The 23693-nt window shown below is 68.0% G+C and carries 27 protein-coding genes and 1 pseudogene; 16 read left to right on the forward strand and 12 right to left on the reverse strand.

Features of this window, described 5'->3' with window-relative positions; translation table 11 throughout:
• Positions 1-25 precede the first annotated feature (25 nt).
• Positions 26-1084, forward strand: coding sequence for an NAD(P)-dependent alcohol dehydrogenase (locus tag B9C99_RS03885; protein WP_016693082.1), 1059 nt, complete (start codon positions 26-28; stop codon positions 1082-1084).
• Between the two features lie 45 nt (positions 1085-1129).
• On the opposite strand, the gene B9C99_RS03890 is transcribed toward B9C99_RS03885, so the two are convergent.
• Positions 1130-1912: a SigB/SigF/SigG family RNA polymerase sigma factor gene (locus tag B9C99_RS03890; protein WP_016693083.1), complete on the reverse strand. Its 783-nt coding sequence runs from the start codon at positions 1910-1912 to the stop codon at positions 1130-1132.
• Entirely contained in the window at positions 1909-2328 is a 420-nt protein-coding gene (locus tag B9C99_RS03895; RefSeq protein WP_026061321.1) for an ATP-binding protein, read from the reverse strand. The genes B9C99_RS03890 and B9C99_RS03895 overlap by 4 nt, the downstream gene beginning before the upstream one ends.
• A gap of 308 nt (positions 2329-2636) precedes the next feature.
• Between B9C99_RS03895 and B9C99_RS03900 the strand changes: the two genes are divergently transcribed.
• Together B9C99_RS03900 and B9C99_RS03905 are read left to right on the forward strand one after the other, a co-directional pair.
• A complete protein-coding gene (locus tag B9C99_RS03900) occupies positions 2637-3080 on the forward strand; it encodes an STAS domain-containing protein (protein ID WP_033096142.1) in 444 nt (147 codons plus the stop codon).
• 182 nt (positions 3081-3262) lie between these two features.
• Positions 3263-3763 (forward strand): hypothetical protein, encoded by a 501-nt coding sequence (locus B9C99_RS03905; protein ID WP_088897029.1) that lies wholly within the window; start codon positions 3263-3265, stop codon positions 3761-3763.
• A gap of 33 nt (positions 3764-3796) precedes the next feature.
• Here B9C99_RS03905 and B9C99_RS03910 read toward each other — a convergent pair whose 3' ends face one another.
• Together B9C99_RS03910 and B9C99_RS03920 are read right to left on the reverse strand one after the other, a co-directional pair.
• Positions 3797-5089, reverse strand: a complete 1293-nt coding sequence (locus B9C99_RS03910) for a glycosyltransferase (RefSeq protein ID WP_253249983.1) — start codon at positions 5087-5089, stop codon at positions 3797-3799.
• Between the two features lie 547 nt (positions 5090-5636).
• A pseudogene (locus B9C99_RS03920) lies at positions 5637-6217 on the reverse strand (PAS and ANTAR domain-containing protein); the annotation flags it as partial.
• Positions 6218-6465: 248 nt separating this feature from the next.
• Here B9C99_RS03920 and B9C99_RS03925 point away from each other — a divergent pair.
• Positions 6466-6666, forward strand: a complete 201-nt coding sequence (locus tag B9C99_RS03925; RefSeq protein ID WP_026061459.1) for a hypothetical protein — start codon at positions 6466-6468, stop codon at positions 6664-6666.
• Positions 6667-6700: 34 nt separating this feature from the next.
• Here the strand turns inward: B9C99_RS03925 and B9C99_RS03930 are convergent, their stop codons facing one another.
• The 4 genes from B9C99_RS03930 to B9C99_RS03940 form a co-directional block, all read right to left on the reverse strand.
• Positions 6701-8143, reverse strand: coding sequence for a trehalose-6-phosphate synthase (locus B9C99_RS03930; protein ID WP_088897030.1), 1443 nt, complete (start codon positions 8141-8143; stop codon positions 6701-6703).
• Between the two features lie 138 nt (positions 8144-8281).
• A complete protein-coding gene (locus tag B9C99_RS25810; protein WP_016693674.1) occupies positions 8282-8428 on the reverse strand; it encodes a hypothetical protein in 147 nt (48 codons plus the stop codon).
• A gap of 115 nt (positions 8429-8543) precedes the next feature.
• Positions 8544-9110, reverse strand: a complete 567-nt coding sequence (locus B9C99_RS03935) for a type 1 glutamine amidotransferase domain-containing protein (RefSeq protein ID WP_088897031.1) — start codon at positions 9108-9110, stop codon at positions 8544-8546.
• A 90-nt stretch (positions 9111-9200) separates the two neighbouring features.
• Complete coding sequence (locus B9C99_RS03940) at positions 9201-10727, reverse strand: FAD-dependent oxidoreductase (RefSeq protein WP_088897032.1); 1527 nt, start codon at positions 10725-10727, stop codon at positions 9201-9203.
• 258 nt (positions 10728-10985) lie between these two features.
• On the opposite strand from B9C99_RS03940, the gene B9C99_RS03945 reads away from it, so the two are divergent.
• On the forward strand, positions 10986-11972 hold the full coding sequence (locus B9C99_RS03945; protein WP_253249984.1) for an alpha/beta hydrolase: 987 nt from the start codon (positions 10986-10988) through the stop codon (positions 11970-11972).
• A 109-nt stretch (positions 11973-12081) separates the two neighbouring features.
• Here the strand turns inward: B9C99_RS03945 and surE are convergent, their stop codons facing one another.
• Both surE and B9C99_RS03955 read right to left on the reverse strand, forming a co-directional pair.
• On the reverse strand, positions 12082-12873 hold the full coding sequence (gene surE, locus B9C99_RS03950; RefSeq protein ID WP_016693678.1) for a 5'/3'-nucleotidase SurE: 792 nt from the start codon (positions 12871-12873) through the stop codon (positions 12082-12084).
• Positions 12870-13829: a 1-phosphofructokinase family hexose kinase gene (locus B9C99_RS03955; RefSeq protein WP_026061461.1), complete on the reverse strand. Its 960-nt coding sequence runs from the start codon at positions 13827-13829 to the stop codon at positions 12870-12872. The genes surE and B9C99_RS03955 overlap by 4 nt, the downstream gene beginning before the upstream one ends.
• 115 nt (positions 13830-13944) lie before the next feature.
• Between B9C99_RS03955 and B9C99_RS03960 the strand changes: the two genes are divergently transcribed.
• The 4 genes from B9C99_RS03960 to B9C99_RS03975 all read left to right on the forward strand — a co-directional run bounded on the left by B9C99_RS03960 (position 13945) and on the right by B9C99_RS03975 (position 17062).
• Positions 13945-14388 carry an SRPBCC family protein gene (locus B9C99_RS03960; RefSeq protein WP_088897034.1) on the forward strand — a complete coding sequence of 148 codons (444 nt, stop codon included), beginning with the start codon at positions 13945-13947 and terminating at the stop codon, positions 14386-14388.
• Complete coding sequence (locus B9C99_RS03965) at positions 14385-15977, forward strand: NAD(P)/FAD-dependent oxidoreductase (protein WP_088897035.1); 1593 nt, start codon at positions 14385-14387, stop codon at positions 15975-15977. Before B9C99_RS03960 ends, B9C99_RS03965 begins: the two co-directional genes overlap by 4 nt.
• Before the next feature lie 139 nt (positions 15978-16116).
• Positions 16117-16803: a HemK2/MTQ2 family protein methyltransferase gene (locus B9C99_RS03970; RefSeq protein WP_367301595.1), complete on the forward strand. Its 687-nt coding sequence runs from the start codon at positions 16117-16119 to the stop codon at positions 16801-16803.
• A gap of 4 nt (positions 16804-16807) precedes the next feature.
• The gene (locus B9C99_RS03975) at positions 16808-17062 is read left to right on the forward strand and encodes a CDGSH iron-sulfur domain-containing protein (protein WP_016693683.1); all 255 of its coding nucleotides are present in this window, start codon (positions 16808-16810) and stop codon (positions 17060-17062) included.
• A 202-nt stretch (positions 17063-17264) separates the two neighbouring features.
• On the opposite strand, the gene B9C99_RS25815 is transcribed toward B9C99_RS03975, so the two are convergent.
• On the reverse strand, positions 17265-17420 hold the full coding sequence (locus B9C99_RS25815) for a DUF6131 family protein (protein WP_006552398.1): 156 nt from the start codon (positions 17418-17420) through the stop codon (positions 17265-17267).
• Between the two features lie 218 nt (positions 17421-17638).
• Here B9C99_RS25815 and B9C99_RS03985 point away from each other — a divergent pair, with 218 nt between their 5' ends.
• The 3 genes from B9C99_RS03985 (at position 17639) to B9C99_RS03995 (ending at position 19668) form a co-directional block, all read left to right on the forward strand.
• Positions 17639-18184 carry a Dps family protein gene (locus tag B9C99_RS03985; protein ID WP_016693685.1) on the forward strand — a complete coding sequence of 182 codons (546 nt, stop codon included), beginning with the start codon at positions 17639-17641 and terminating at the stop codon, positions 18182-18184.
• Positions 18185-18209: 25 nt separating this feature from the next.
• On the forward strand, positions 18210-19316 hold the full coding sequence (locus tag B9C99_RS03990; protein WP_088897037.1) for an NAD-dependent epimerase/dehydratase family protein: 1107 nt from the start codon (positions 18210-18212) through the stop codon (positions 19314-19316).
• A 79-nt stretch (positions 19317-19395) separates the two neighbouring features.
• Positions 19396-19668, forward strand: coding sequence for a hypothetical protein (locus B9C99_RS03995; RefSeq protein ID WP_016693687.1), 273 nt, complete (start codon positions 19396-19398; stop codon positions 19666-19668).
• A 78-nt stretch (positions 19669-19746) separates the two neighbouring features.
• Here B9C99_RS03995 and B9C99_RS04000 read toward each other — a convergent pair whose 3' ends face one another.
• Positions 19747-20766, reverse strand: a complete 1020-nt coding sequence (locus B9C99_RS04000) for an iron-containing redox enzyme family protein (protein WP_080597714.1) — start codon at positions 20764-20766, stop codon at positions 19747-19749.
• Between the two features lie 105 nt (positions 20767-20871).
• Here B9C99_RS04000 and B9C99_RS04005 point away from each other — a divergent pair, with 105 nt between their 5' ends.
• From B9C99_RS04005 to B9C99_RS04020, 4 genes are all read left to right on the forward strand, one after another.
• A complete protein-coding gene (locus tag B9C99_RS04005) occupies positions 20872-21729 on the forward strand; it encodes an SDR family oxidoreductase (protein ID WP_088897038.1) in 858 nt (285 codons plus the stop codon).
• A gap of 67 nt (positions 21730-21796) precedes the next feature.
• Complete coding sequence (locus B9C99_RS04010; protein WP_088897039.1) at positions 21797-22804, forward strand: helix-turn-helix transcriptional regulator; 1008 nt, start codon at positions 21797-21799, stop codon at positions 22802-22804.
• Entirely contained in the window at positions 22801-23364 is a 564-nt protein-coding gene (locus B9C99_RS04015; protein ID WP_088897040.1) for a dihydrofolate reductase family protein, read from the forward strand. Before B9C99_RS04010 ends, B9C99_RS04015 begins: the two co-directional genes overlap by 4 nt.
• Positions 23365-23427: 63 nt before the next feature.
• On the forward strand, positions 23428-23649 hold the full coding sequence (locus tag B9C99_RS04020; RefSeq protein WP_016693692.1) for a hypothetical protein: 222 nt from the start codon (positions 23428-23430) through the stop codon (positions 23647-23649).
• The last annotated feature ends 44 nt before the right edge of the window (positions 23650-23693 follow it).

The following is a 23693-nucleotide window of genomic DNA, read 5'->3' on the forward strand; positions in this document are numbered from 1 at the left end:
CGTGAGGCGGAGTAGTTGTGGAGGAATGACGTCCACAACCGGTACGACCACCGTCGCCGCCTACGCCGCCACCGCGCCCGACGCGCCCCTGTCGAAGACCACCGTCGAACGACGTGCCCTCGGCCCGCTCGACGTGCTCATCGAGATCGAGTTCGCCGGCATCTGCCATTCCGACATCCACACCGCCCGGAACGAGTGGGGCGGAACCAAGTACCCGATCGTGCCGGGTCACGAGATCGTCGGTACCGTCGCCGCCGTCGGGTCCGAGGTCACGAGACATGCCGTCGGCGACCGTGTCGGCGTGGGCTGCTTCGTGAACTCCTGTGGCGAATGTGATCCCTGCCGAACGGGATTCGAACAGCACTGCACCAATCGGGTGACGGGGACCTACAACTCCGTCGACCGCGACGGCACCGTCACCCAGGGCGGCTACTCGACGCACATCGTCGTCACCGAACACTTCGTCCTGAGGATTCCCGACGGACTCGACCCGGCCGCCGCGGCACCTCTGCTGTGCGCGGGAATCACCCTGTACTCGCCGCTGAAGCGATGGAATGCCGGGCCGGGGAGCAAGGTCGCGATCATCGGCATGGGCGGCCTCGGGCACGTCGGCGTGAAGATCGCGGCAGCCATGGGGGCGGAGGTGACGGTGCTCGGCCACTCGTTGTCGAAGCGGGACGACGGCCTGCGATTCGGGGCGGTCGACTACCGGTCCACCGAGGACGAGTCGACGTTCAAGGAGCTGCGCGGGAAGTTCGACCTGATCCTCAACACCGTCTCGGTCAACCTCGACCTCGATCGCTACCTATCGTTGCTGCGGCTGCACGGCACCCTCGTCGGCCTCGGCCTGCCCGAGAAGCCGCTGTCGGTGCGGGCGTTCTCGCTCGCGATGAACGATCGTGCGATGGCCGGATCGAATGTCGGCGGCATCCCCGACACGCAGGCGATGCTCGACTTCTGCGCAGAGCACGGTATCGGTGCGGAGATCGAGCTGATCTCCGCGGACCGGATCAACGAGGCATACGACCGTGTGGTCGCCAGTGATGTGCGCTATCGCTTCGTGATCGACGCCTCGACGTTCTGACCGTGTCGACGTCCCGGGTAACGAGAACCCGGGACGTCGACCCCGTCAGAAGTTGTCGCCGAGCTGATCGCGGAGTTGCGCGAGGGTCTTCGTGAGCAGACGCGACACGTGCATCTGCGAGACACCCACGCGCTCGGCGATCTGCGTCTGCGTCATGTTGCCGAAGAAGCGCAGCAGCACGACCGTGCGTTCGCGGGCCGGAAGGGCCTCGAGCAGCGGACGCAGCGCCTCGTGGTTCTCGACCTCGTCCAGCGCTGCGTCGTAGTCGCCGAGCGTATCGGCGAGGGTGAGCCCGTCGTCGCCCGACGGGGACGATCGGTCCACCGACACCGTCTGGTAGGCGTTACCGGCCACGAGACCCTGCAACACCTCCTCCTGATCGATGCCGAGTTCCTCGGCGAGCTCGGAGGCGGTGGGCGCACGTCCGAGCTGCTGGGAGAGCTCGGAGGTGGCCTTGCTCAGGGACAGGTGCAGTTCCTTCATGCGTCTCGGCACACGAACGGCCCAGCCGGCGTCCCGGAAGTGCCGGCGCACCTCGCCCATGATCGTGGGGACCGCGAAGGAGACGAAATCCGAGCCGCGTTCGGGGTCGAACCGGTCGACCGCGTTGACCAGGCCCAGACGCGCGACCTGCAGCAGGTCCTCGAAGGCCTCACCACGGCCGTCGAAGCGTCGGGCGATGTGCTCGGCGAGCGGAAGGCACCGCTCGACCACTTCGTCGCGGATGCGGATGCGACCGGGGTCGCCCTCCTCGAGTGCGAGGAGTGTTCTCAGCGTTTCGGTGACGTCGGCGTACTCGTCGCTCGACCTACCCGTGTTGCGCGTCACCGATCGGCGCTGCCTTCGGCGATGGACATGTCGATCGTGGCGCGCGAGTCGTCGCTCGTCACCGAGATGGACTCGGTCAGCGAGTTGAGCACGTGCCATCCGAAGGAGCGCGGCTGCCCGATCGCGGAGGCATCGTTCGTCGGTGCCGACAGGCTGATGTGCAGCAGAGGAAGGGCCGCCCGGAAGGAGCATGCCAGAACGGCGTCCTCGGGAGCGCCCATGATCAGCCGCGTGGCCGCTTCGTCGACGGCGAGCTTCACGTCCGCCACGGTATCGAGGTCGAAGTCGTGCTGCAGCGCGATCGCGGCGGCTACCGCTCGAAGCACTGCGAGCTGATCGGGATGGGCCTCTACTCGAAGTTCGACTACCGGGGGATTGTGGTCGCGTGCCGATTCGATCGACGCGGATTTTGCCATGAGCCTGATGTCTCCAGTACGGGGAGTGGGGGTACGAGGGGGTCGTGTCTGTCTGGTCGTCGGAGAGATTACCCAGATATCGCGAATTCAATCCATCCGCCGTGACCTGGGCAGGGGTCCGCAACATGCCCGAAATGCACGTTCGATGTGTTGAGCGCCGATGGTTCGTGGACTACCGTTGGGGCAGAAGGTTGAGCACACAGCCGAGAACACGGAAGCACCCCCGTTCCGGGAGGGTTCCGATCGGTCACCGGTTGTGCCTGTCTCGTAGGTCGTGCTTCCTGCAATTTTCGATGTTGGGAAGTGTTATGACAGTTCCTCAGCGAATTGCCGCACAGGTAGATTCCGTCCCATCCGCATGGTCGGCTCGGCCGATCAGGTCCGATATCCCCGCAGAGCGGGTCGTCGGTGCGGAATTCAGTGCTCAGAGGATCGAGCCGGACCTCGTCTGGATCGATGTGCGCGGCGAGATCGACATCCGTAACGCACACGCTCTCCACGCGTTCACCCATCGGCAGCTCGAAGAATCGATCCGTATGGTCGTCGACCTCGGGGCAGTCGAATTCTTCGGTGCGGCGGGATTGTCGGTCTTCGACGATCTCGACGAGCGCGCGCGTGCCCTGAACGTCCGCTGGGCTCTTCTGAGTGGGCGACCGGTGGAACGGTTGCTCCGGGTCGCCGATGCCGCCATCGCCGCCAAGGCCTGCAGGACACGTGAAGCAGCGCTCGCTGCGGTCGCTCCTGTGATGTAAGAGGAGAGTCGACCACACGGCGTGGCACGCGTTGCGCCACGCCCCTCCATACCGTTGCCGTTCGGGACACCCGGGCGGCAACGGTTCTGTTTCGGGACGCCTCCGATCCACCGACCGGCCCGACCTGCCCGTTTCGTCACTTCGACCCGGGGGAACCCGCTGATGAACCCGAGGAGGTCGAGATGAGCACGAACGACTGGATTCTGCTGGTGATAGCGGTGGTCGTCGCGTTGGTGGTAGTGGCGGTGCTGGTGTGGACGCTCCGCAACCGGCGCGCCGAGCGACGGCGTGCCGAAGCCGAACGTCTGCGTCGCAGCGTCGAGGAGAACAGGCCCGGAGTCGAACAACGGGCTGCGTCGGCCGAACGCACCGAAGCGGAGGCCCGCCGCGCCGCGGCGGAAGCCGAAGCCAAGGCGGCCGAGGCGGAGCGGCTGCGTGCCCGCTCGGAGGACGAACGCCGTACCGCCGAAGCGGCGCGAGCCGAACTCGACGAACGTCGTCGCCGCGCGGAAGAGCTGGATCCCCGTGCGGCGGAAGGCGCCGATCGCGGTGACCACCGCGGGGAATCGACTCCGGGAACGGCAGGTTCGCCGACCTCGAACTCGGTGCCCGGCGGCGAGGGCCGGATCGGCGAGGTCGGTGGGGCGGGTGCGCACCGGAACGATCAGGACTTCCGTCGCTGATCGTTCCGGTGCATGTGCCGAGTTCGATGGGCGCTACTGCACACCGGTCCGTGCGGTCCGGTGTGCAGTACGCCTGACCGGCACGCACCGTTCGTAGGCGCGAAGAGTGTCCTCCGCCACGCGAGCCCAGGTGTACCGGGCGAGCACGCGGTCGCGTCCGGCGATACCGAAGGTGGCGCGTGTCGTCGCATCGGAGAGAAGCCGGCGTGCGGCGGCCGCGACGGCCTCGGGGGAGCGGGTGGGCACGAGAAGGCCTGTGGCGTCGTCGAGCACGGTGTCGAGCATTCCACCGGAGGCGGTTGCGATGACCGGGCGACCGCACGACATCGCCTGCAGGGCGAGCATCCCCGACGGATCGTGCCAGGGGGTGGAGACCACGGCGTCGGCGGACAGGAGCAGACCGGGCATCTCGTCCCGCCCGACGTCGCGGCGGATCCGGACGCGTCCCTGCACACCGCGTACGCGTGCGAGCTTCACCAGACGGGACTTCTCCTGCTCGTCTGCTCGGCGCGACAGGTACGGCGGAGCGGGATGCGCGGCGATGACGAGTTCGGTGTCGGGAATGCCCGCCAGCGCTTCGATGGCGATGTCGAATCCGGAGCCCGGTTCGAGAGGACCGGCTGCGAGCAGGCGATGCTTGCGGGTCCTTGTGGTGTCGGGAGCGGCGGCGGTGCTGTAGTGCGCGGCGTCCACTCCGCTCGGTACCACTGTGGTCCGCGTGCGGGGGAGTCCCATGCGCGCCAGCTCGAACACCTCGTCGGAACTCGTCGCGATCATGCGCGTCGCGCCCCGGGCGATGAGTCGCTCCAAGCGGATTCGGTCGCGCGCGGATGCGTCCATCGCCGTCTTCTCCCGGATGCGGTGCTCGACCGTGCCGAGGGAGTGGAAGGTCTGGACCGTGGGGATGCCCAGCGAGCGGGTGGCGAGCTGGGTGGCCAGTCCGGACAGCCAGTAGTGGGCGTGGGTGATGTCCGGTGGCCGCTGACGCCACTCCCGATCCAGGAAGCTGCCGAATTCGCCCATCGCAGAGGCAGTTTCGTCGGGGCGCAGCGGGGACGGCGGACCCGCCGGCACCTGCACCACTTCGTATCCACCAGGGGCGGAGATCCGGTCGGGGCCGTCGCGATCCTCGCGGCGTGTGTAGACCACCACCTCGTGACCGGCCCCGGCGAGGGCGGAGGACAGTTCGGCCAGGTGGACGTGCAGTCCTTGCGGCGCTGCACCTGCGTGCGCGCCGTGACCGAGCAGGGGATTCACTTGTCCGGCAACCATCGCGATCTTCACCACAGCGGTATTCCCGTGTGTGATGAGGGATAAACCGGTCACGGCGCGTCGGTACGAACCGAAATACGCTGTTGTTCCGCCTGTTCGTTCGTGCGGGGTCGGTGGCTCCGGCCGTCCCGGGCCGGGACGACCGGGCGCCCGGTCAGATGATGGCGCGTGCGGAGATGGTGGCGTAGGCGACCATCAGCACCAGCAGTGCCCATCCCGCGCCCTGCCAGATCGGCCAACGACCGCCGCGCTTCCATGTGCGGTACGCCGTCCACAGTGCACCGAGACCGCCGAGCAGGAGCACGAGTGTGGGGCCGAAGACGAGGATCTGGCGGGCGGGATCGGCGCACACCGCGAATGCGGCGTCGCTGCAATCCTGTCCGGAGTTCGTGCCCCAGAGGATGGCGACGCCCATCACCACGAGTGCAGCGACGATCACGCCCCCTGCGTACATCGTGGCCTTACGGGCCGTGCGGGGGTCGTTCCAACGTTTCTCCACATCCTGGGTCATGGCTCTCCTCACTTCGAAGGGCGCGCGGGCGCAGCGACCGGTGCGGCGCCGGACGCGACTCCACCTTCGGGTACCCCCGAGCGGGTCGCCCGATCGGACTCGCTCGTGCACGGTGAGGAACAGGTGATCGAAACGGCCGCGGAACTCTTCGAGGAGCCCTGGGGTGGTCGAGATCTCGTGTACGAGCCGTTCGGCGAGTGACCGCAGCTTGACGTTCGTCTCCTGGGAACGCCACACGAGGATCTCGAACGCGCGCTCGGCCGGGATCGTGTACGCCAGCATGAGAGCGCCCTTGGCCTGTTCGATGACGGCACGGGCGTCCGCCAGGACGACATCGCCGCGTCGACCGCTGCCCGCAGGTCCTCTTCGAGAGCGTCGGTCAGGTCGAGATAGAACCCCGACGTGCCGAGTACCGAGCCGTCCTCGTCCACGATGCGATCGCCGATCACGACGACATGTCTGATCGTGCCCCGGGTGTCGACGATCCGGTGCCGGCTGCTGAACGGTTCACCCGCGGTACGGACGGAGGTGAGGAGCGTCGTGATGTCCTCCCTGTCGTCGGGGTGTTTGTGCCGGAGGACGAGTTCGGTAGTGGGTACGACGGTGCCCGGTTCGTAGCCGTGAATCCGGGCGACGGAAGCCGACCATTCCCACGAGTCGTCGGTCGACAGGTACCGGAAACTTCCGACGTGCCGGGAGACGTCGTCGGCGAGGATCCGGCTCAACCCTTCATCGGCGGGCGAATCGGTCACAAGAGAAATTATGCCGGTACTCCCACGCGATGGTTCGCACCCGGATGTGCAGAGAGGTGTTGCGTCCGGTATGGCCGGATCATGTTCCTCGGTGCGTTTGTTCGATTTCCGCCTCGGGTATTGCTACCCGGCCGGACGGTCCGGCGTGTGGGACGGATCGAGGTGAGATCGTGCGATTGTTGAGTCTCGTGGTCCTGGTCTGGTTGGTCATCGGTGCGGTGGCCGCAGGTCAGCGCGGCTACTTCAGCGACTCGGACCAGAATTGCAGCAGTCTCGCGACGGTGGCGGTCACGGTGGTGGCCGGGCCGCTCAACTACGCGGGCGTCAATCCCCAGGTCGAGTGCGAGGTACCGCAGCCGAGCCAGTAGGTCTGCACTTCTCCGGGTGCGGTTCCCGCGTGCCCTAGTTTTCGGCGGCAGCGACGTGCGCACCCGAGGTGGCCTGTAGATCCTCGAGGAAGGTGCGCGACCAACGGGCGACGTCGTGCTCCATGACGTGCGCGTGCATGGTCTTCATACGCCTCTTCCGTTCGGCCGGATCCTCCTCGATCGCCTCCACTATCGCGCGCTTGACGCCTTCGAGATCGTGCGGATTGACGAGGAGTGCGCGACGGAGTTCCGCTGCCGCCCCGGCGAATTCGCTGAGCACCAGCGACCCGCTGCCGTCGCCGTGGCAGGCGATGTACTCCTTGGCGACGAGATTCATGCCGTCGCGCAGGGGAGTGACCAGCATGACGTCGGCACCGGTGTACATCGCGAGCAGCTCGTCGCGGTCGACCGAGGCGTGGAGGTAGTGGACGACAGGGGAGCCGAGCCGGGCGAACTCGCCGTTGATCCGTCCCACTTCGCGCTCCACCTGGTCCCGGAGCTGTGCGTATGCCGTCAAGCGCTCCCGGCTCGGCGTGGCCAACTGCACCATCACGACCTTCTCGGGATCGAGGGTGCCGTCGGCGAACAGCTCGTGCAGCGCCTCGAGCCGTACGTCGATGCCCTTGGTGTAGTCGAGACGGTCGACGCCGAGCAGCATGACCTCCGGATCGCCCAGATCCCTGCGGATCTCGGCGGCGCGCTCGCGAATGACCTTGTCGCTGGAACGTTCCCGGAGCTGCGCGGAGTCGATGGAGATCGGGTAGGCGCCGACGCGGACCTGTCGATCGCCGAGATCGATGGTGCCGCCGGATGCGGTCCCGCGCGGTGCCGGGAGTCCGAAGAGCCGGTTGGCGAGGTAGAGGAAGTTCTGTGCCCCACCGGGGAGGTGGAAACCGACGAGATCGGCGCCGAGCAGACCGTCGACGATCGCCTTACGCCACGGCAACTGCAGGAACAGTTCGGTGGGCGGGAAAGGGATGTGGAGGAAGAAGCCGATGGTGACGTCGGGCCTGAGCTCGCGCAACATCCGGGGAACGAGCTGGAGCTGGTAGTCGTGCACCCACACCGTCGCCCCGGGGGCGGCGGCGCGGGCCGCGGCCTCGGCGAATCGCTGGTTGACCGCGCGATAGGTGCGCCACCAGCGTCGATCGAAGGTGGGTGGAACGAGCGCGTCGTGATAGAGCGGCCACAGGGTGTCGTTCGAGAAACCCTCGTAGTATTCCTCGACTTCCTGGGCGGACAGCTCCACCGGATACAGCGAGAGCCCGTCTTCTTCGAAGGGATCGACCGTCACGTCGGGAGTGCCGGGCCAGCCGACCCAGGCGCCGCTGTTGGACCTCAGGACGGTCTCCATGGCGGTCACCAGACCGCCGGGGCTGCGTCGCCAGACCGGCGGGCCGCCGTCGGCCGGCGTCTCCAGATCCACCGGCAAACGGTTGGCGACCACGACGAAATCGTCGGAGTTCGTTTCGTTCATATTCCCGCCTTCGTGCAATTGCCTTACGGCGAACCAATCCCAAATGTTCGAAATCGACTGCTTCTTGTTATCAAGGCGGGTAGGTGGCCGCAAACCGCGAGCGCTGCTGTGGGCCTTCGACCAGCAGTTGTTCGGGAATCAGCTCTCGCTCGGCAGGGGAGCGGCCGAGGTGTCGAACATTTCGTCGATACGCTTCTTGATCTCCGCGGTGCTGAACCGCACGCCCTGGTGGAGGGGCGCGGAGGGAAAGACGGTGGCGCCGGAAACGGGGCTCTGCTCGAGCATCGTCGAGGTCCTTTCGAAAACAGGTGGGGACGGACCGGAACCTCTGCGGTCGCGGTCGCGGTCGCGGTCGGTGGAGGAAAGAGGATGGGCCTGCGTGGTGCGCGGCCCGAAGAAATCAGCTCGCGGGGTTCGCTGCGAAGAGATCGACGAGTGCCTTGCAGAACGCCGGCAGGTCGCCGGGATTGCGGCTCGAGACGAGATTGCGATCGACGACCACCTCCTGATCGACGACGTTTCCGCCGGCATTGCGGATATCGGTACGGACGCTCGGATACGACGTCAGGGTGCGGTCGCGCACCACGTCGGCCTCGACGAGCGTCCACGGCCCGTGACAGATCACGCCGACCGGACGCCCGGAGGTGACGAACTCCCGCACGAACGACACGGCCTTGTCATCCTGGCGCAGCTGATCGGGATTCGTGGTTCCACCGGGAAGTACCAGGCCGTCGAAGTCGCCGGGGGAGACCTCCGAGACGAGGTGATCGACGGTGTACTTCCCTGCGGCGTCGACGTCCTTCTCCATGGCCTGGATCTCGCCCTGCTCGATCGAGACGAGCCGGACGGTGGCGCCCTCGTCCTCGAGAGCCTTACGCGGCTCGACGAGCTCGACCTCCTCGACTCCGTTCGTCGCGAGAATTGCGACGGTCAGTCCGGACAGTCGTGCCCCATCGGCGGAATTCATGTTCGTGTGTCCTTTCTCGGCTGCTGTCAGAACTACCCGGCTGCGGTGGGTGTGAAACGCAGGCTCTCACCCCTGCTTTCACCCTCGCCGTCACCTGGGGGAGAGATCGCCGGTCGCGGGTCCCTCCAGCAGGGCGCCGTCGGCGGCGAATCGGGAACCGTGCAGCGGGCAGTCCCACGACGACTCCGCGTCGTTCCACCGCAGGATTCCGCCGAGGTGTGGGCAGACCGCGCTCACGCGGCGGGTCCGGCCGTCGACCGTGGACACTCCGACGGGACGTCCGCAACTGCGCACCACCCGGCCCTGTCCTTCTTCGGGCTCCGGTCCGGAGGACGTCGCGGCCTGCAACCAGCCCTTGGCCATGTGCCATGCGACGGTGGCATTGAGCTTGGCTGCGGTGGGGGCGCCGGTCACCAGTTCGGTGCGCCAGGCCGCCAGGGCGGGCGCCCACGCCTCGACCTCGGGGTCCGGCGACTCCGAGAACCGGGACGCGATGATGTGCGCCGCCGCGACCCCGCCGGTCATGCCCCACTTGCCGAAGCCGGTCGCCACCCAGATCCGGTCGGCGCCTGGCAGGACGGGCCCGACCTCGGGGAGGCTGTCCATGTTCGTGTAGTCCTGCGCCGACCACCGGTACAGCTCGTGGGCACCGGGGAAGGTCCGTTGACTCCATCGCAGCAGGTCGTCGTACGCCGAGCGGGGCGACTCGTGCCGGCCGACGACGTGCCCGTTCCCGCCGACGAGCAGCAGTCGATCCGCCGACGAGGACGTTCCCGCCGCGGAGGCGGTGCGGAGCGACCTGGTGGGACTGTCCGCGGACAGGAACATCCCTTCCGGAGGACCGCCGGGCACCTCGACCGCGATGGAGTACGAGCGGTCGGGTTCCACCCTGGCGAAGAATGCACCGCGGTCCAGGATGGGGATGCCGGTCGCGAGGACCACGCGGTCTGCACGGACGTCGCCGTCGTCGGTGCGGACGACGCATCCGGCGTCCTCGGTGTCCACGGTCTTCACGCGACGCCCGACGAACACGTCAGCGCCGGCCGTGCGTGCCCGGTCGACCGCCGTGTACACGAGCGGCATGGGATCGATCTGCACCTGGTCGGGGATCGTGACCGCCGCGGCCACGGCGAAGGGGAGCGGGATCTCGCCGACACGTTCGGCCGGCAGTCCGGCCGCGCGGCAGTGGTGGTACTCCGCGTCGATCATGCTCACGTTCGACGGGTCCTGCGCATAGGTGTAGGCGTCCGAACGATCGAAGTCGAGTCCGTTCTCCGTGCAGAAGTCGACCACCCACCGTTGCGCGGCCAGGGTGCCGTCGACATATCCCTGACGGACCGCACCGGAATGTCTGCGGCCGATCTGCGACAGGCGTGTGCCCTGCAGGACGCTGACCTTGCCGGTGGTGTTTCCGGTGGTCACGGCCCCGATGTCCCGGGCTTCGACGATCGCGACGCGCAGTCCCCGCTCGGCGAGGAGCAGGGCGGTGACGGTGCCCGTGATCCCTGCGCCGACGACCACGACGTCGTAACGCTCCCGGCGGGCCGTCCAGTCGTCGTACGTCGCGGTCCGCGAGGCGCGATCCCGCCACAGGGACACCGTGGTCTCGGTAGGCATACGCGCTGGTTACCTCCCCGGTCGGACCGGTAAACGGGGCGCCGCGGGGGCGCCTCGCACCCGTTCGTGTCCGGTTCGTGATCCGAACCGGGTGTTTCGATGCCGGACAGGTGTGGGTAAACCGCAGTACCACGTCGCGTAAGGCGAAATAAATCAACCGGTTTCGTGGGTGTCCCACGGGAGGTTCCAGTGCTGTCTTCTGAGATCGACGATTTCGGTGGATGTGAGGGCGTCAGCCGCACCCACCGAGGTGGAAGCGTGCGCTCCCGATTCGTTCGGGGCGCAGTGCGCGCACTCGCGAAGCCGGTCGTCGGGGCATGGATGGCCCGGCCGGACCTCGCGTGGCCACTGTCGGTCGTCGACGGCGCTGCGTCCCTGCTCCCCAAGCCCTCCGGAGCCCAGTACGTGGAGGTCGACCTGGGTACGTGCAGTGCCGAGTGGATCCGTGCGGAAGGACGATCGACCAAGCGCGCGGTGCTGTACCTGCACGGCGGCGCTTTCCTGATGTGCGGACTCAACACTCACCGTTCGCTCGCCGTGAGCCTGTCGGATCGCGCCGACGGCGCGGTTCTCAGCGTCGACTACCGGATGCTGCCGAACGCTCCCATCGCACACGCGGTGGACGACGCGGTACGCGGCTACGAGTGGTTGTGCGAGAAGGGTTATCGGGGAGAGGACATCGTCATCGCCGGCGATTCCGCCGGGGGATACCTGTCGTTCATGACGGCCCTGGCCATCGCGGAATCCGATCTGCCCCGCCCCGCCGGCATCGTCGCGCTGTCGCCGCTCGTCGACCTCGATTCGGATCGCCGCGCCGAACACGACATGCAGGCGGCCTGCCCCATGTTCCCCGGATCGGCCGTGCAGTCGCTCGTGCGCTACATCGAGGGCACCCACACGCGTCTGACCGTCGACGGGGAGCCCGGACCGCTGATGTGCCCGCTGGACAACGACCTCAGTGTGCTGCCGCCGGTGATGATCCACGCCGGTCACGACGAATTGTTGCGCAGCGACGCCGAATCCATGGCACGGGCCGTGCGGGAGGCCGGGGTCAGCTGCGACCTGCACCTGTGGCGACACCAGGTGCACGCGTTTCCGATATTCGCCGACAGTCTTCCCGAGAGCCGGCGCGCGCTCGCCGAGGCCGGCAGGTTCGTGCAGTCCGTGACGGACACGGCCGGTCGCGCCGAACGGTCCGTCGTCACGCCGATCTCCCGCTACGTCTCGAATTCCGCCGTGGCCTGATAACCGCAGTGTCCTGAGAACTACAGTGCCCTGAGAATCGCAGGGAACGATATCTTTTCACGGCCGGGACCGCTCGGTCGCGGCGTCCGCGACCGAGCGGGATCCGAACCTACGACTGCGCACTGTCCGAATGGGCGAACTCCAGGGTGTCGAGATCGGTGTCCGCCACCTCGAAGGGCATCGTCAGCACGGTCGCGGTGGCCCATCCCTGGCAGACGAGAACGGCGTCGCTGTCGTGGGATTCGTCGAGTTCGACGGCCCGGAAGGTGATGGGCAGGGCGCGGGAGATGTCGCCGTCGTCCTCGACCTCCCCGATCTCGGCCTGGACGGCACCGAACTCCGCCAGCGGGGCACTGCGCAGTCCGCGCAACTCGTGGACGGGTATGTCGGGGATGTTGACGTTGAGAACCGCACCCGGACGGCTGTGTTCGACCGCCCACTCGAGAGCGTGACGGGCCACCAGTTCGGCGGTCTCCCATTGCGACGGAGCCGTCCCGTTGAGGGACAACGCGACCGCGCGGGCGCCGTGGCTGGCCGCGGTCAGGGCCGCGCCCACCGTTCCCGAATGCAGGATCGCGTGACCGGTGTTGGGGCCCAGATTGATCCCGGACAACACGATGTCGGGTGCCGTCCCGAACGCGCCGTACGAGGCGAGGAAGGTGATCAGCGCCGGAGATGCCTCCACCGCATAGGATTCCACCTCGGGCAGGTCGTCGATCGGGCGACGGCTCAACAGGAGCTTTCCTTCGTCCTGGAGAGCGGTCAACGATGCGCTCGCGCCGCTGCGCTCGACATGGGGCGCCGCGACCTGCACGTCGAATCCCGCCTCCACGGCGAGGCGTGCGAGCAGGGCGAGACCGGGGCTGTCGATGCCGTCGTCGTTGACGATCAGTGCTTTCATGAACGCTTCCCCTTCACCTTCCGGACCTCCACCTTCTCGGCCATCTTCTCCACCGCGCCACGATGTCCCGTCGCAAGACCGCGGCGCGTGACGTTGACCGCGCCCGCTGCGGCGCCGAGACGCAGCGCGTCCTCGAACTTCGCACCCGCGGCGTAGGCCGAGGCGATGCCGGCGGTCATCGAGTCTCCGGCGCCGTGGTGGTCCACCGTCTGCACCGAGGGGGCCTCCACCTCCCAGACGGTTCCGTCGTGCAGTGCGATCGCCGGATCACCGGCGCGGGAGATCACCACCGAGGCGGCACCTTCGTCGTGGAGACGGTGCATGGCCTCGATGAGATCGTCGAGGTCCTCGGACTTCGCGCGACCGTCCTCGATGAGATCCTCGTGGCTGACCTTCAGCACGGTCACCCCGCCTTCGAGGGCCGCGCCGAGGGTGGGGCCGGACAGGTCGGCGACGACCGGGACGCCGAGCGCTCCCAGATCCGAGCACAGCCGCGTGTACATCTCCGCCGGCACGGCGTCGTCGCAGTGCGGTCCGCCCAGCATCGCGACCTTCGCGCACATCGCGGAAGCCAGCGACGCGCTGAACAGATCGTCGGTCTCGTGCCGGGTGAGCGCCGGCGGGTCGATCTCCACGATCTCCTTCCGTTCGCCTTCGCGACGGTCGTGGATGTAGGAGCCGTTGGGCGACGCGGTCTCCACGGCGTGCACCGTCACCCCTTCGCGGTTCATCATGTCGACGAGGACCGTGCCGGACTCGCCGCCGAACGGTCCGCACAGGTGCACGTCCATTCCCAGGGTCGCCGCCATGCGGCCGATCCAGAATCCCTGCCCGCCGGGGTGCACGTGCAGTTCGGTGCTTCCGTCGGGTGCCTTCTCGAGTGTCACAGTGAGGAGCGGGGACGGTGCGAAGACGAAGGCGTACGGGTTCGAGGAGGGGGTGTTCTCGGCTTCCATGCCCGCCCGGATACCCCCTCCGAACAGCGATGACACCCGGCGTCGTGTGACACCTGCGGTGGCGGGGTATGCGTCTGCCGCAAGCGAGCTGTCGTCCAGCAGATGAGGAGCGGGCATGGCCAGGATCGCGACGATCGAGACTTCGGTGGCGCCGGCGCGAGTGTGGGAGATCCTCGCGGACGGCTGGCGGTACGCGGGATGGGTGGTGGGTGCGTCCCGCATCCGGGCCGTCGATCCCGCCTGGCCGCAGAAGGGCACCCGGATCCACCATTCGGTGGGTCTGTGGCCTCTCCTGCTCGACGACCACACCGAGGTCAAGGCCATGGTGCCCGAACGGGAACTGGTGCTGCGCGCCCGCGCGTGGCTGTTCGGCAAGGCCGAGATCACGGCCACCCTCGAACCGACCCACGACGGCGGCACCCGCATCACGATGGCCGAACACATCGTTGCAGGCCCGTACGCCCTCGTCCCCGACCGCGTGCAGGAGGAACTGGTGTTGCCCAGGAATCAGGAATGCCTGAGACGGCTGGTGTTGCTCGCCGAAGGCGCCACCGAATGAGCGACACGACGGTCGACGCGGTCGTCATCGGCGCGGGACCCAACGGTCTGACCGCCGCCGCGGTGCTCGCCGACGCCGGATGGGACGTCCTCGTGCTCGAGGAACAACCCGAACCCGGTGGCGCCGTGCGCAGCGCGGAACTCCACCCGGGATACTGCGCCGATCTGTTCAGCGCGTTCTATCCGCTCGGCGTGGCCTCACCGGCCTTCCAGGCTCTCGACCTCGCATCGCACGGCCTCCGCTGGGCGCGTTCGCCGAAGGCCTTCGGTCATCCGCTCGGCCCTGACGACGAGGACGCGATCGTCGTCTCTCCGGATCCCACCGACACGGCAGCCGACCTCGAGCGTCGCTGCGTCGGTGACGGGGAAGCGTGGCTGGCGGTGTTCGACCAGTGGAAACAGGTGCGTGGACCGTTGCTCGAACTGCTCCTCGGCCCGTTCCCGCCCGTCCGGGGCTCGGTGGACCTGCTGCGCACCATGAAGACGGGTGATCTACTGCGTTACGCGCGCATGCTGGCGCTGCCCGTCACCCGGATGTCCTCCGAACTGTTCGGCGGTTCGGCGGCGCGGTTGCTGCTCCTGGGCAATGCCATGCACGCCGACACACCGCCGGAAGCGCCCGGCAGCGGGGTCATGGGCTACATGCTCACGATGCTCGCGCAGGACGTCGGATTCCCCGCGCCGGTCGGCGGGGCGGGAGCGCTCACCGACGCGCTGGTCCGGCGCGGCGCCTCGGCGGGCGCTCAGCTGCGGTGCGACTCGCCGGTCGTCGGCGTGGAGGTACAGGGCGGGAAGGTCTCCGCGGTCCGGACCGCCGGCGGCGAGCGGGTGAAGGTGCGCCGCGCCGTCCTCGCCGACACCTCGGCCCCGGCCCTGTACTCACGGCTCCTGCCGGCCGACGCCGTCGGGTCACGGGTGCTCGACGACCTGCGCAAATTCGAGTGGGACACCCCGGTCGTGAAGGTGAACTACGCGCTCGACGGCCGCGTGCCGTGGCGTTCGCCCTCGTTGAGCGGGGCCGGCACGGTGCACGTCGGTGCCGATACGGACGCGATGATCCGGTGGTCGGCCGATCTGTCCACCGGCATCGTCCCCGAGTCCCCCTTCCTGCTCTTCGGCCAGATGACGACCACCGACGCGACACGATCGCCCGAGGGAACCGAAAGCTGCTGGGCCTACACGCATCTGCCGCGGGGCATCACCGACGACGCGTCGGCCGACCTCCTCGCCGAACGCGTCGACGCGCAACTCGAGGCCTACGCACCGGGTTTCGGTGCGCGCGTGGTCGGCCGACACGTCCAGCGACCCGGCGACCTCGAAGCGGCCGACGCGAATCTCGTCGGCGGCGCCGTCAACGGGGGAACCGCGCAGGTCCACCAGCAGTTGTTCCTGCGGCCCACTCCCGGTTTCGGTGGACCGCGAACCCCGGTCGAAGGGGTGTATCTCGCCAGTTCGGGTGCCCATCCGGGCGGGGGAGTCCACGGCATGGGCGGCTGGAACGCCGCTCACGCCGCACTCGCGGACCGGAAGCGTACTGCTCCGGTGACCCGGCGCGTGCGAAACACCGCGCGCCGGGTGCTGTTCTCGTGACCGCCGGGTGTCGCTCGCGGATCGGTGGCGTGTTTCACACGGAAGTCGTGCGGGTATCCGCCCGCGAACGGACGGATCCGGGTCTTCGGCCCGGGGTGGTGGAGATGCCGTCGAACTCGAGATACCGAGGTGGTGTGACGTGACAGCTTCCCTGGCACTGGACGGATCGGATTCGCCGCGGGTATGGCGCCTTCCGGGGGTGTACCGCCCCCAGGAGGATTCGTACCTGCTCGCGAGCGCGCTTGCGGACGCAGGCGGCACGAAGGGCGCGAAGGTGCTCGACTTCTGCACGGGGACAGGCTTTCTGGCGGTGAACGCCGCCATGCTCGGTGCTTCGTCGGTGACGGCCTTCGATATCAACCCGCGAGCGGTGTTCAGCGCCCGCGTCAATGCGTGGTCGCGCCGGTTGCCGATCCGTGCCCGGCAGGGAGATCTGAACGCGGCGTTGCGGCACGGTCCGTTCGACATCGTGCTGTCGAATCCGCCGTATGTTCCGTGCGATGGGGAGAACCGTGACCCGCGCTGGGATGCCGGGGCCGACGGTCGCTGCGTTCTCGATCCGTTGTGCGACAGCCTTCCCACGCTGCTCACGCCCGGCGGATTCGCGCTGATCGTGCACTCTGAGTTCACCGGTGTGGAAGCGACGCTGTCCCGGTTGCGCGACGCGGATTTCAAGGCCTCCGTCGTTGCCCGCAGCCGTATCCCGTTCGGACCGGTCCTTCGCAGCCGCACGGACTATCTGTACTCGTCGCAGCTGGCGGAGCCGGGGGCACTGACCGAGGAAGTGGTGGTCGTCCGCGCCGACCGTCCCCGCACGAGGAGTTGAGAACGTGAGCAGGACACCGAAGATCACGCAGCTCACCGCCGACGGAGAGTGCGAGGCGCGAGTCGTGCGGCAGGTGAGGGGTGGTCCGACCCTCGTCGAGGGTCCGGTGCGGATCGTCGAGGACGACGGCGCGGAGACGGTTTCGGACCGTTTTGTGGTGGCCGTGTGCCGGTGTCACCGCAGCGCCCTGTACCCCCTCTGCGACACCAGCCATCGCGCACTCCGCACGCCGAAAGCCGCGGCGCGCACCGACACGTAGTCACCCGACGAATCTGCCGATCCGGGCCGGCCCCTGCACAGGGGCCGGCCCGGATGTCGTTCCGGGACCCGGTCCGTCCGTCCTGTCGGGACCGGTCCGTAGAGGTCCGGAAACGACGGATCCCGGGTGCAGTGAGCACCCGGGATCCGCAGTTCTACTTCGTGCCGGACGTCTCCTTCCGGCACGGACGATCGGTAGGGGGTCAGTACCAATGCGCGCGTCCGCCGATCGCCCGGCCCGTCGCGCCCAGGATCGCAAGGATCACGCCGATCACCAGGAGTATCACTCCGAGTGTGGTGAGGATCGAGATACCCGTGAAGAACCCCACCACCAACAGAATCAGACCCAGAATGATCATTGTCGCCACCTCAGATGTCATGACCGAAACCTGGAAGCCTCGGTGCCCGGCGATCGAATAACCGGGTTGGTCCGTTTCCAAACGTTTGTGACTCGCCGAATTCGGACGAAATTCTTCGCCGCAGGTCACGGGACGCCCAGCGCGTCCGGATGTTTGGATTCCACCGCGCCTCGGGTATTCGCCCTCCGACACACCCGAGAGCATTCTGGAGGAAGAATATGTCGAACTCGAGCTACACGGTTCCCGGTCTGAGCGATGCCGACGGCTCGCGCACCGCGCAGATTCTCCAGGAGCGCCTGAGTGCCTACAACGACCTGCACCTCACGCTGAAGCACATCCACTGGAACGTCGTCGGTCCGAACTTCATCGGCGTCCACGAGATGATCGACCCGCAGGTCGAGCTCGTGCGTGGATACGCGGACGAGGTCGCCGAGCGGATCGCCGCGCTCGGTGCGTCCCCCAAGGGCACGCCCGGCGCCATCGAGAAGAACCGCACGTGGGACGACTACTCGGTCGGCCGCGACACCGCGCAGGCGCATCTCGCCGCGCTGGACCTCGTCTACGACGGGATCATCACCGACAACCGCAAGGCGATCGACGAGGTCGGCAAGCTCGACCCGATCACCGAGGACGTCCTGATCGGCCAGACCGGCCAGCTGGAGAAGTTCCAGTGGTTCGTCCGCGCCCACCTCGAGAACGCTGCCGGTACTCTCCAGAACGCCGATGCGCAGACGGAGAAGGACGCAGCGGAATCGGCCCGCTGACCGGGACGCTCGGACGATACCGGCGATGCCGATGGCTTCCACATCCCGAACCGGTCTGCCACGACGCATCGTCGTCACCGGAGCGAGCGGAAATGTCGGCACGGCGCTTCTGCGCCGGCTGGCCGCTCATCCCGCACAACTCGATATCGTCGCGATCGCGCGCCGGATTCCCCCGGCGCGCGATCCGTATGCGGCGGCACGGTGGTGCGCCGTGGATCTCGCGGCTCCCGACGCCGCCGAGGTCCTGACGCCTATCTTCGCGGAGGCCGACGCCGTCGTGCACCTGGCGTGGGGATTCCAGCCCTCGCACCGTCGTGACTATCTCCGGCGGGTGGCGGTGGACGGCACCCGCGCCGTCGTGACGGCCGCCGCCGACGCCGGTGTCGGGCACGTGATCCACATGTCCTCCGCCGCGGTCTACTCCGAGGGCGCCTACGGTCGGGAGGTCGACGAATCGTGGGCGCGCGAAGGTGTACCCACCTGCGTGTACAGCGTCGACAAGGTCGCGGCGGAGAAATTCCTCGACGACTTCGAGACCGGCACGAAGGCGCCCGTCCTCACCCGTTTCCGTCCGGGATTCATCGGGCAGCTCGTCTCCGGCTCGGGTCTCGAACGCTACGTGCTGCCCGAGTTCGTGCCCGCCGGCATCACGAACCACCTGCCGCTGATCCCGATCGACCACGGGCTCACGATCCCCGCCGTACATTCCGACGATGTCGCGGACGCGCTGGTCGCAGCGCTCGAACGGCGGGTGCCCGGCCCGTTCAACCTGGGTGCACCGACACCGGTCGGGGCGCGGGACTTCGCTGCTCCGTTCGACTGCCCGACGATTCCGGTGCCGCGATGGGGTCTGTCGTCCGTCGCCGAAGCGACCTGGCGCCTACGGCTGCAACCGGTGCAGGGCGGTTGGATCGACCTCGCCTACACTTGCCCGATGCTCGACTGCAGCAGGGCCCGCGAGGAACTCGGATGGTCGCCGAAGTACGACGGACCCGAGGTGTGGTCCGAGACGGTACGCGGCATGCGCAGTGCGACGGGCACCGACAGCCCTGTCCTCTCTCCGCGCAGCGCGCGGGAACGACTCGCGGCGCTCGTCGAACGTGGGTCCATCGGCCGGCGGATCCCGCCGTAACACTTTCCCGCGCAGAATCATCCGCTCCCCTCTTGTCTCCCCGTGGTTTCGGGGAGGATCGGATGCGGTATCCACGACCATGACGAAACCATCGAATCGAGCTCACGCTTCCACCACTGCGTCCCGAGCTTCGGGTTGGGTCGGATACGCCTGCATCCTCGCAGGGATCGCCGTCGTCGCTCTCGTCCTCTACGCGGCTGGCGACGGATTCGAGGGATGGGTGCTCGTCGGGGCCATCGCTGCGCTCGTGCTCATCGTCGTCGGCGTGGTGATGTCCGCTCTCAACCTCCGTCGACGTCGCCTGCGCGGATCCGGTGGTACCCCCACACACGAACCCGGTCTCATCGACTGAGCCGGGACTCCGGCACCGACGAACGGAGCCCCGGGACACACTGTCCCGGGGCTCCGTTCGCTGTCTCGTACCCGCTCGTCAGGCCGGTGCCCCGGCCGAGGTGAGGAGCGAACTGCGCCCGGCGGCCCAGCTGCCCAGCAGGTGGCTCCCGAGCCGGCCCTCGAGGAACTCGATGGCCTGTGCACCGAACGAGATGTCCTGCGCCCGAGCCGGGTCCTGCTCGAGCATGTAACCCACCACGTCGTGCCGCAGGACGAGCTCGTGAACGGCGTCGGCCTCGATGTGCTCGGAGTAGAAGAGGACGCATGCGTCGTCGGCACCCAGACGTTCGAGCGCCTCGACCATGCGCCGGGCGCTCGGGGCGGTGGTGATCTCGGCTGCGGCGAACATCCCGACCAGCATCGGCGTATGTGCGCGGTGCAGACCGCACAACGACATGAAGTTCACCGTCGCAAGGGTGACGGCGGGAACGACGTCGAGATAGCCCAGATAGTCGTCCTTCAGGCCGGCGGCGAGCAGCAGGTCGGCGAACAGCCGCGAGTGCATACGCTCGGCCCGGCCTCCGCCGTACTCGTCGAACTCGACGGCGACCAACGCCGCCTTTGCGCGGCCGGACAGTCGCGGGATCGCGAGGGCGTGCGGGTCGGCTTCCTTGAGGTGGTAGATGGAGCGATGGACGAAGAACTCGCGCATCATCTCCCACGTTCCGTTCGCGGCGAGCTCGTGGGAGACGCCCCACGAATCGTCCGGCTCACGGCACAGGTCCTCGAGGACACTCTGCGGATCGTCCGAGGCCGGGACGTCGGCGCGCAGCCGATCGAGGAAGATGCGCTCGAGTCGTGCCCGGACCCCGAGTGGTCCCGGTGCCCATTCCCATGCCGGGTCGACGCCCGCGAATCCTCGGTAGTGGAGCTCGTAGAGAACGGCCAGGGCGAGTTGGACGTCCTCGCCGTAGGCGTCCGCGCCGTCGGTCGCGATGTCCCACACGGCATCGTCCACCGGGCCGCCGAGTCGCTCGACGATCTCGGCGGAGACGGGGCCGCGAGGCGTGGGCAGCGGGGCGTCGTGCACGTCGCACATCCGGGTCTCATGAGCCATACGCCGGGATTACCCGCTCGGGGGCACGCAGAAACGACCTCCGGGTCGGTGCGAACCGGGGAAACGGACGTGAATATCGGTGCAGCCTGTGGGTATCCGGCGGCCATGAGCGAGGACCGCGAACGAGAACCCCACACCATCGACTATCCGGGTGAGACCGACGAGATGGCCGAGCGCCCCGCCGACGAGATGCGCGGTTACGTCGGCCGCGGGCTGCTGTCCGGCCGCAAGGCCCTGGTCACGGGCGGCGACTCCGGCATCGGACGGGCGGTCGCCGTCGCCTTCGCGAAGGAGGGTGCCGACGTCGCGATCGCGTATCTCGAGGAACACCGCGACGCCGAACACACCGCCGACCTGGTGCGACGCGAGGGCCGCACGTGCCACGTCATCGCGGGCGACCTCGGCGACGCGCAGCACTGCCGGGCGGTGGTGGCCGAGACGGTCGAGCAACTCTGTGGCCTCGACATCCTCGTCAACAATGCCGGCACCCAGCAGCCCGTCGACGATTTCGCCGAGTTGAGCGAGGAGCAGTGGCGGCACACCTTCGCCGTGAACATCGACAGCTTCTTCCACGTGACGAAGGCGGCCCTGCCGCATCTGACGCCGGGCGGTTCCGTCATCAACACCGCGTCGGTCAACGGCCTGCGCGGAAACAAGACGCTCATCGACTACTCGGCGACCAAGGGCGCGGTGATCGCCCTGACCTACTCGCTCGCGCAGGCACTGCAGGACAGGCAGATCCGCGTGAACTGCGTGGCCCCCGGACCGGTGTGGACACCGTTGATCCCGGCGACCATGGACGCGGAGAAGGTCTCCGAGTTCGGGCAACAGGCACCCTTCGGCCGCGCCGCGCAGCCCGACGAGATCGCCCCGTCCTACGTCTTCTTCGCATCGGAGACGATGTCCTCGTACTACAGCGGTGAGGTGCTCGCCCCGCTCGGCGGCGAGACCATGCCGGGCTGACCGGGTGAGCCGGTAGAGAGCAAGAACGGTCGGGCGGCGGCCGGGGTCTGCGCGCGACACTGAACGCATGACCTTCGGCCGTGACCGACTCCGGGAACTGCTCGACGCCGTTCTCGACGAGAACAACGCGACCCTCGAACGGATGGCGCAGCACGCCTACGCGTCGCAGTGGCACTTCAGCCGCACCTTCGCGGTGGGCACCGGCGAGTCGCCGGTGGCGTTGCGGCGCCGGGTGATGCTCGAACGCGCCGCCTGGCAACTGCGTCACGGCAGTTCGGTCACCGATGCGGCGTTCGCCGCCGGCTACGACAGCGTCGAAGGGTTCGCCCGGGCCTTCGCCCGTGCCTACGGATATCCGCCCAGCGCGGCCGCCCGGGTGCTCGGCATCGGCCGTAGGGATCCCGGGGCGCCTGCGCCCGTCGACCCCGGGGCACCCGCACCCGTCGACCCCTGGGCGCCTGCGCCCGTCGACCACTGGTTGCCCGCCCCCAACGGAGTCCACTTCCATCCGCCCACGAACCTCTGGGTCGAGGAGGACGGGCGACGGCCCACCGCGCCCGCCCACCCGGCCGCCGAGGTCCTCGCGCAGATGGTGCAGCACGACCTCGCGGACACCCGCTATCTCCTCGAGCGCGCCACCGAACTCGACGACGACGAGCGCGACCGGATCCGGTTCCCCGGCCTGGTCGTCCTCGAATGGGACGGCCCCGAGGAATCCGTCTCCCGGGTGCTCGGCAATCTGGTGCGCGCGAAGGAGATGTGGCTGGCCTCGATGGCCGGCGCCGACCATCCCGATGATGCGGGCGTCGGGATCGACTCCTTGACAGCCCGTTTCGTGGACGTCGCTCCACGCTGGGTGGAGACGATCCGTGACATCCATCGCCGTGGCGCCTGGGGCGACATACTCATCGACGCCCTGTGCGACCCTCCCGAGAGCTTCGTCCTCGGGGGAGTGGTCACCCACGTCCTCACCTTCGCCGCACACCGCCGACAACTCGCGCGGCACATGATGCGGGCGGCCGGCCTCGACGTCGATCACGGAGATCCACTCGACTGGAACAGGAGCAGCTCATGACCCGGATGATCTACTACACCGCAAGCACACTGGACGGCTTCCTCGCCACCGAGGACCATTCGCTCGACTGGCTGCTCACCCGAGAGTCGGGCGACGGCGGGCCGTTCGACTACGAGAAGTTCATCGCCGGTATCGGCGCCATCGCCATGGGATCGTCCACCTACCGCTGGGTGCTCGACCATGCAGGCGAGGACAAGTGGGAGTACGACCTGCCCTGCTGGGTGTTCACACATCGCGACGACCTGCCCGTCGCGCGGACGGGCGACGGACCCGGCGACATCCGCTTTACGCAGAAGGACGTCCGGCAGGTCTACGACGAGATGGCCGAGGCCGCGAACGGCCGCGACCTGTGGATGGTGGGCGGCGGTGATCTCGCCGGACAGTTCGCCGAGCGCGGTCTGCTCGACGAGCTCGTCGTCTCCTTCGCGCCGGTGACGATCGGTGCCGGCCGTCCGCTGCTCCCGCGGCACGTGGAGATGCGCTTGACCGAGCTCGGACAGAGCGGGGAGTTCGCCGTCGTCCGCTACGAGGTACTGAAGGACGCCACCGGCCGGTTGTGATGTGCGTCACCGGCAGGTACCGTCGGCATCGAGAGGGACACACCTCGTCCGAGGAGGCCGGTCGTGAAACTCAATCTGTTCGTAGCCTGGAGCGCCTACGCGCTCGCACTCACCTCGATCCTGATGATCGCGCTGACGATCGTCGCCGCCGGGTACGGATTCTCGGGCTGGGCGATGGTCGCGGCAGTCGCGGCAGTCGTCGCACTCGGGGCGGCATTCGGCATGATGGTCGGAACCGTGCGCCGGGACCACAGACGGCACTACGACACCCCGCACCTGTTCTGAGGGTGATACCTGACGCGAGTCGGTGAGAGCCGACTCGCGTCACT

It is taken from the genome of Rhodococcus sp. BUPNP1 (assembly GCF_002215235.1).
Taxonomy (GTDB): domain Bacteria; phylum Actinomycetota; class Actinomycetes; order Mycobacteriales; family Mycobacteriaceae; genus Rhodococcus.

Coding starts and splice junctions, on each gene's coding strand:
- B9C99_RS04010 (WP_088897039.1), top strand. CDS start 21,797: ATGACCTTCGGCCGTGACCGACTCCGGGAACTGCTCGACGCCGTTCTC.
- B9C99_RS03895 (WP_026061321.1), bottom strand. CDS start 2,328: ATGGCAAAATCCGCGTCGATCGAATCGGCACGCGACCACAATCCCCCG.
- surE (WP_016693678.1), bottom strand. CDS start 12,873: ATGAAAGCACTGATCGTCAACGACGACGGCATCGACAGCCCCGGTCTC.
- B9C99_RS03960 (WP_088897034.1), top strand. CDS start 13,945: ATGGCCAGGATCGCGACGATCGAGACTTCGGTGGCGCCGGCGCGAGTG.
- B9C99_RS25815 (WP_006552398.1), bottom strand. CDS start 17,420: ATGATCATTCTGGGTCTGATTCTGTTGGTGGTGGGGTTCTTCACGGGT.
- B9C99_RS03940 (WP_088897032.1), bottom strand. CDS start 10,727: ATGCCTACCGAGACCACGGTGTCCCTGTGGCGGGATCGCGCCTCGCGG.
- B9C99_RS03955 (WP_026061461.1), bottom strand. CDS start 13,829: ATGGAAGCCGAGAACACCCCCTCCTCGAACCCGTACGCCTTCGTCTTC.
- B9C99_RS04000 (WP_080597714.1), bottom strand. CDS start 20,766: ATGGCTCATGAGACCCGGATGTGCGACGTGCACGACGCCCCGCTGCCC.
- B9C99_RS03900 (WP_033096142.1), top strand. CDS start 2,637: ATGACAGTTCCTCAGCGAATTGCCGCACAGGTAGATTCCGTCCCATCC.
- B9C99_RS04015 (WP_088897040.1), top strand. CDS start 22,801: ATGACCCGGATGATCTACTACACCGCAAGCACACTGGACGGCTTCCTC.
- B9C99_RS03965 (WP_088897035.1), top strand. CDS start 14,385: ATGAGCGACACGACGGTCGACGCGGTCGTCATCGGCGCGGGACCCAAC.
- B9C99_RS04005 (WP_088897038.1), top strand. CDS start 20,872: ATGAGCGAGGACCGCGAACGAGAACCCCACACCATCGACTATCCGGGT.
- B9C99_RS03885 (WP_016693082.1), top strand. CDS start 26: ATGACGTCCACAACCGGTACGACCACCGTCGCCGCCTACGCCGCCACC.
- B9C99_RS03930 (WP_088897030.1), bottom strand. CDS start 8,143: ATGAACGAAACGAACTCCGACGATTTCGTCGTGGTCGCCAACCGTTTG.
- B9C99_RS03990 (WP_088897037.1), top strand. CDS start 18,210: ATGCCGATGGCTTCCACATCCCGAACCGGTCTGCCACGACGCATCGTC.
- B9C99_RS03995 (WP_016693687.1), top strand. CDS start 19,396: ATGACGAAACCATCGAATCGAGCTCACGCTTCCACCACTGCGTCCCGA.
- B9C99_RS03905 (WP_088897029.1), top strand. CDS start 3,263: ATGAGCACGAACGACTGGATTCTGCTGGTGATAGCGGTGGTCGTCGCG.
- B9C99_RS25810 (WP_016693674.1), bottom strand. CDS start 8,428: ATGCTCGAGCAGAGCCCCGTTTCCGGCGCCACCGTCTTTCCCTCCGCG.
- B9C99_RS03935 (WP_088897031.1), bottom strand. CDS start 9,110: ATGAATTCCGCCGATGGGGCACGACTGTCCGGACTGACCGTCGCAATT.
- B9C99_RS03985 (WP_016693685.1), top strand. CDS start 17,639: ATGTCGAACTCGAGCTACACGGTTCCCGGTCTGAGCGATGCCGACGGC.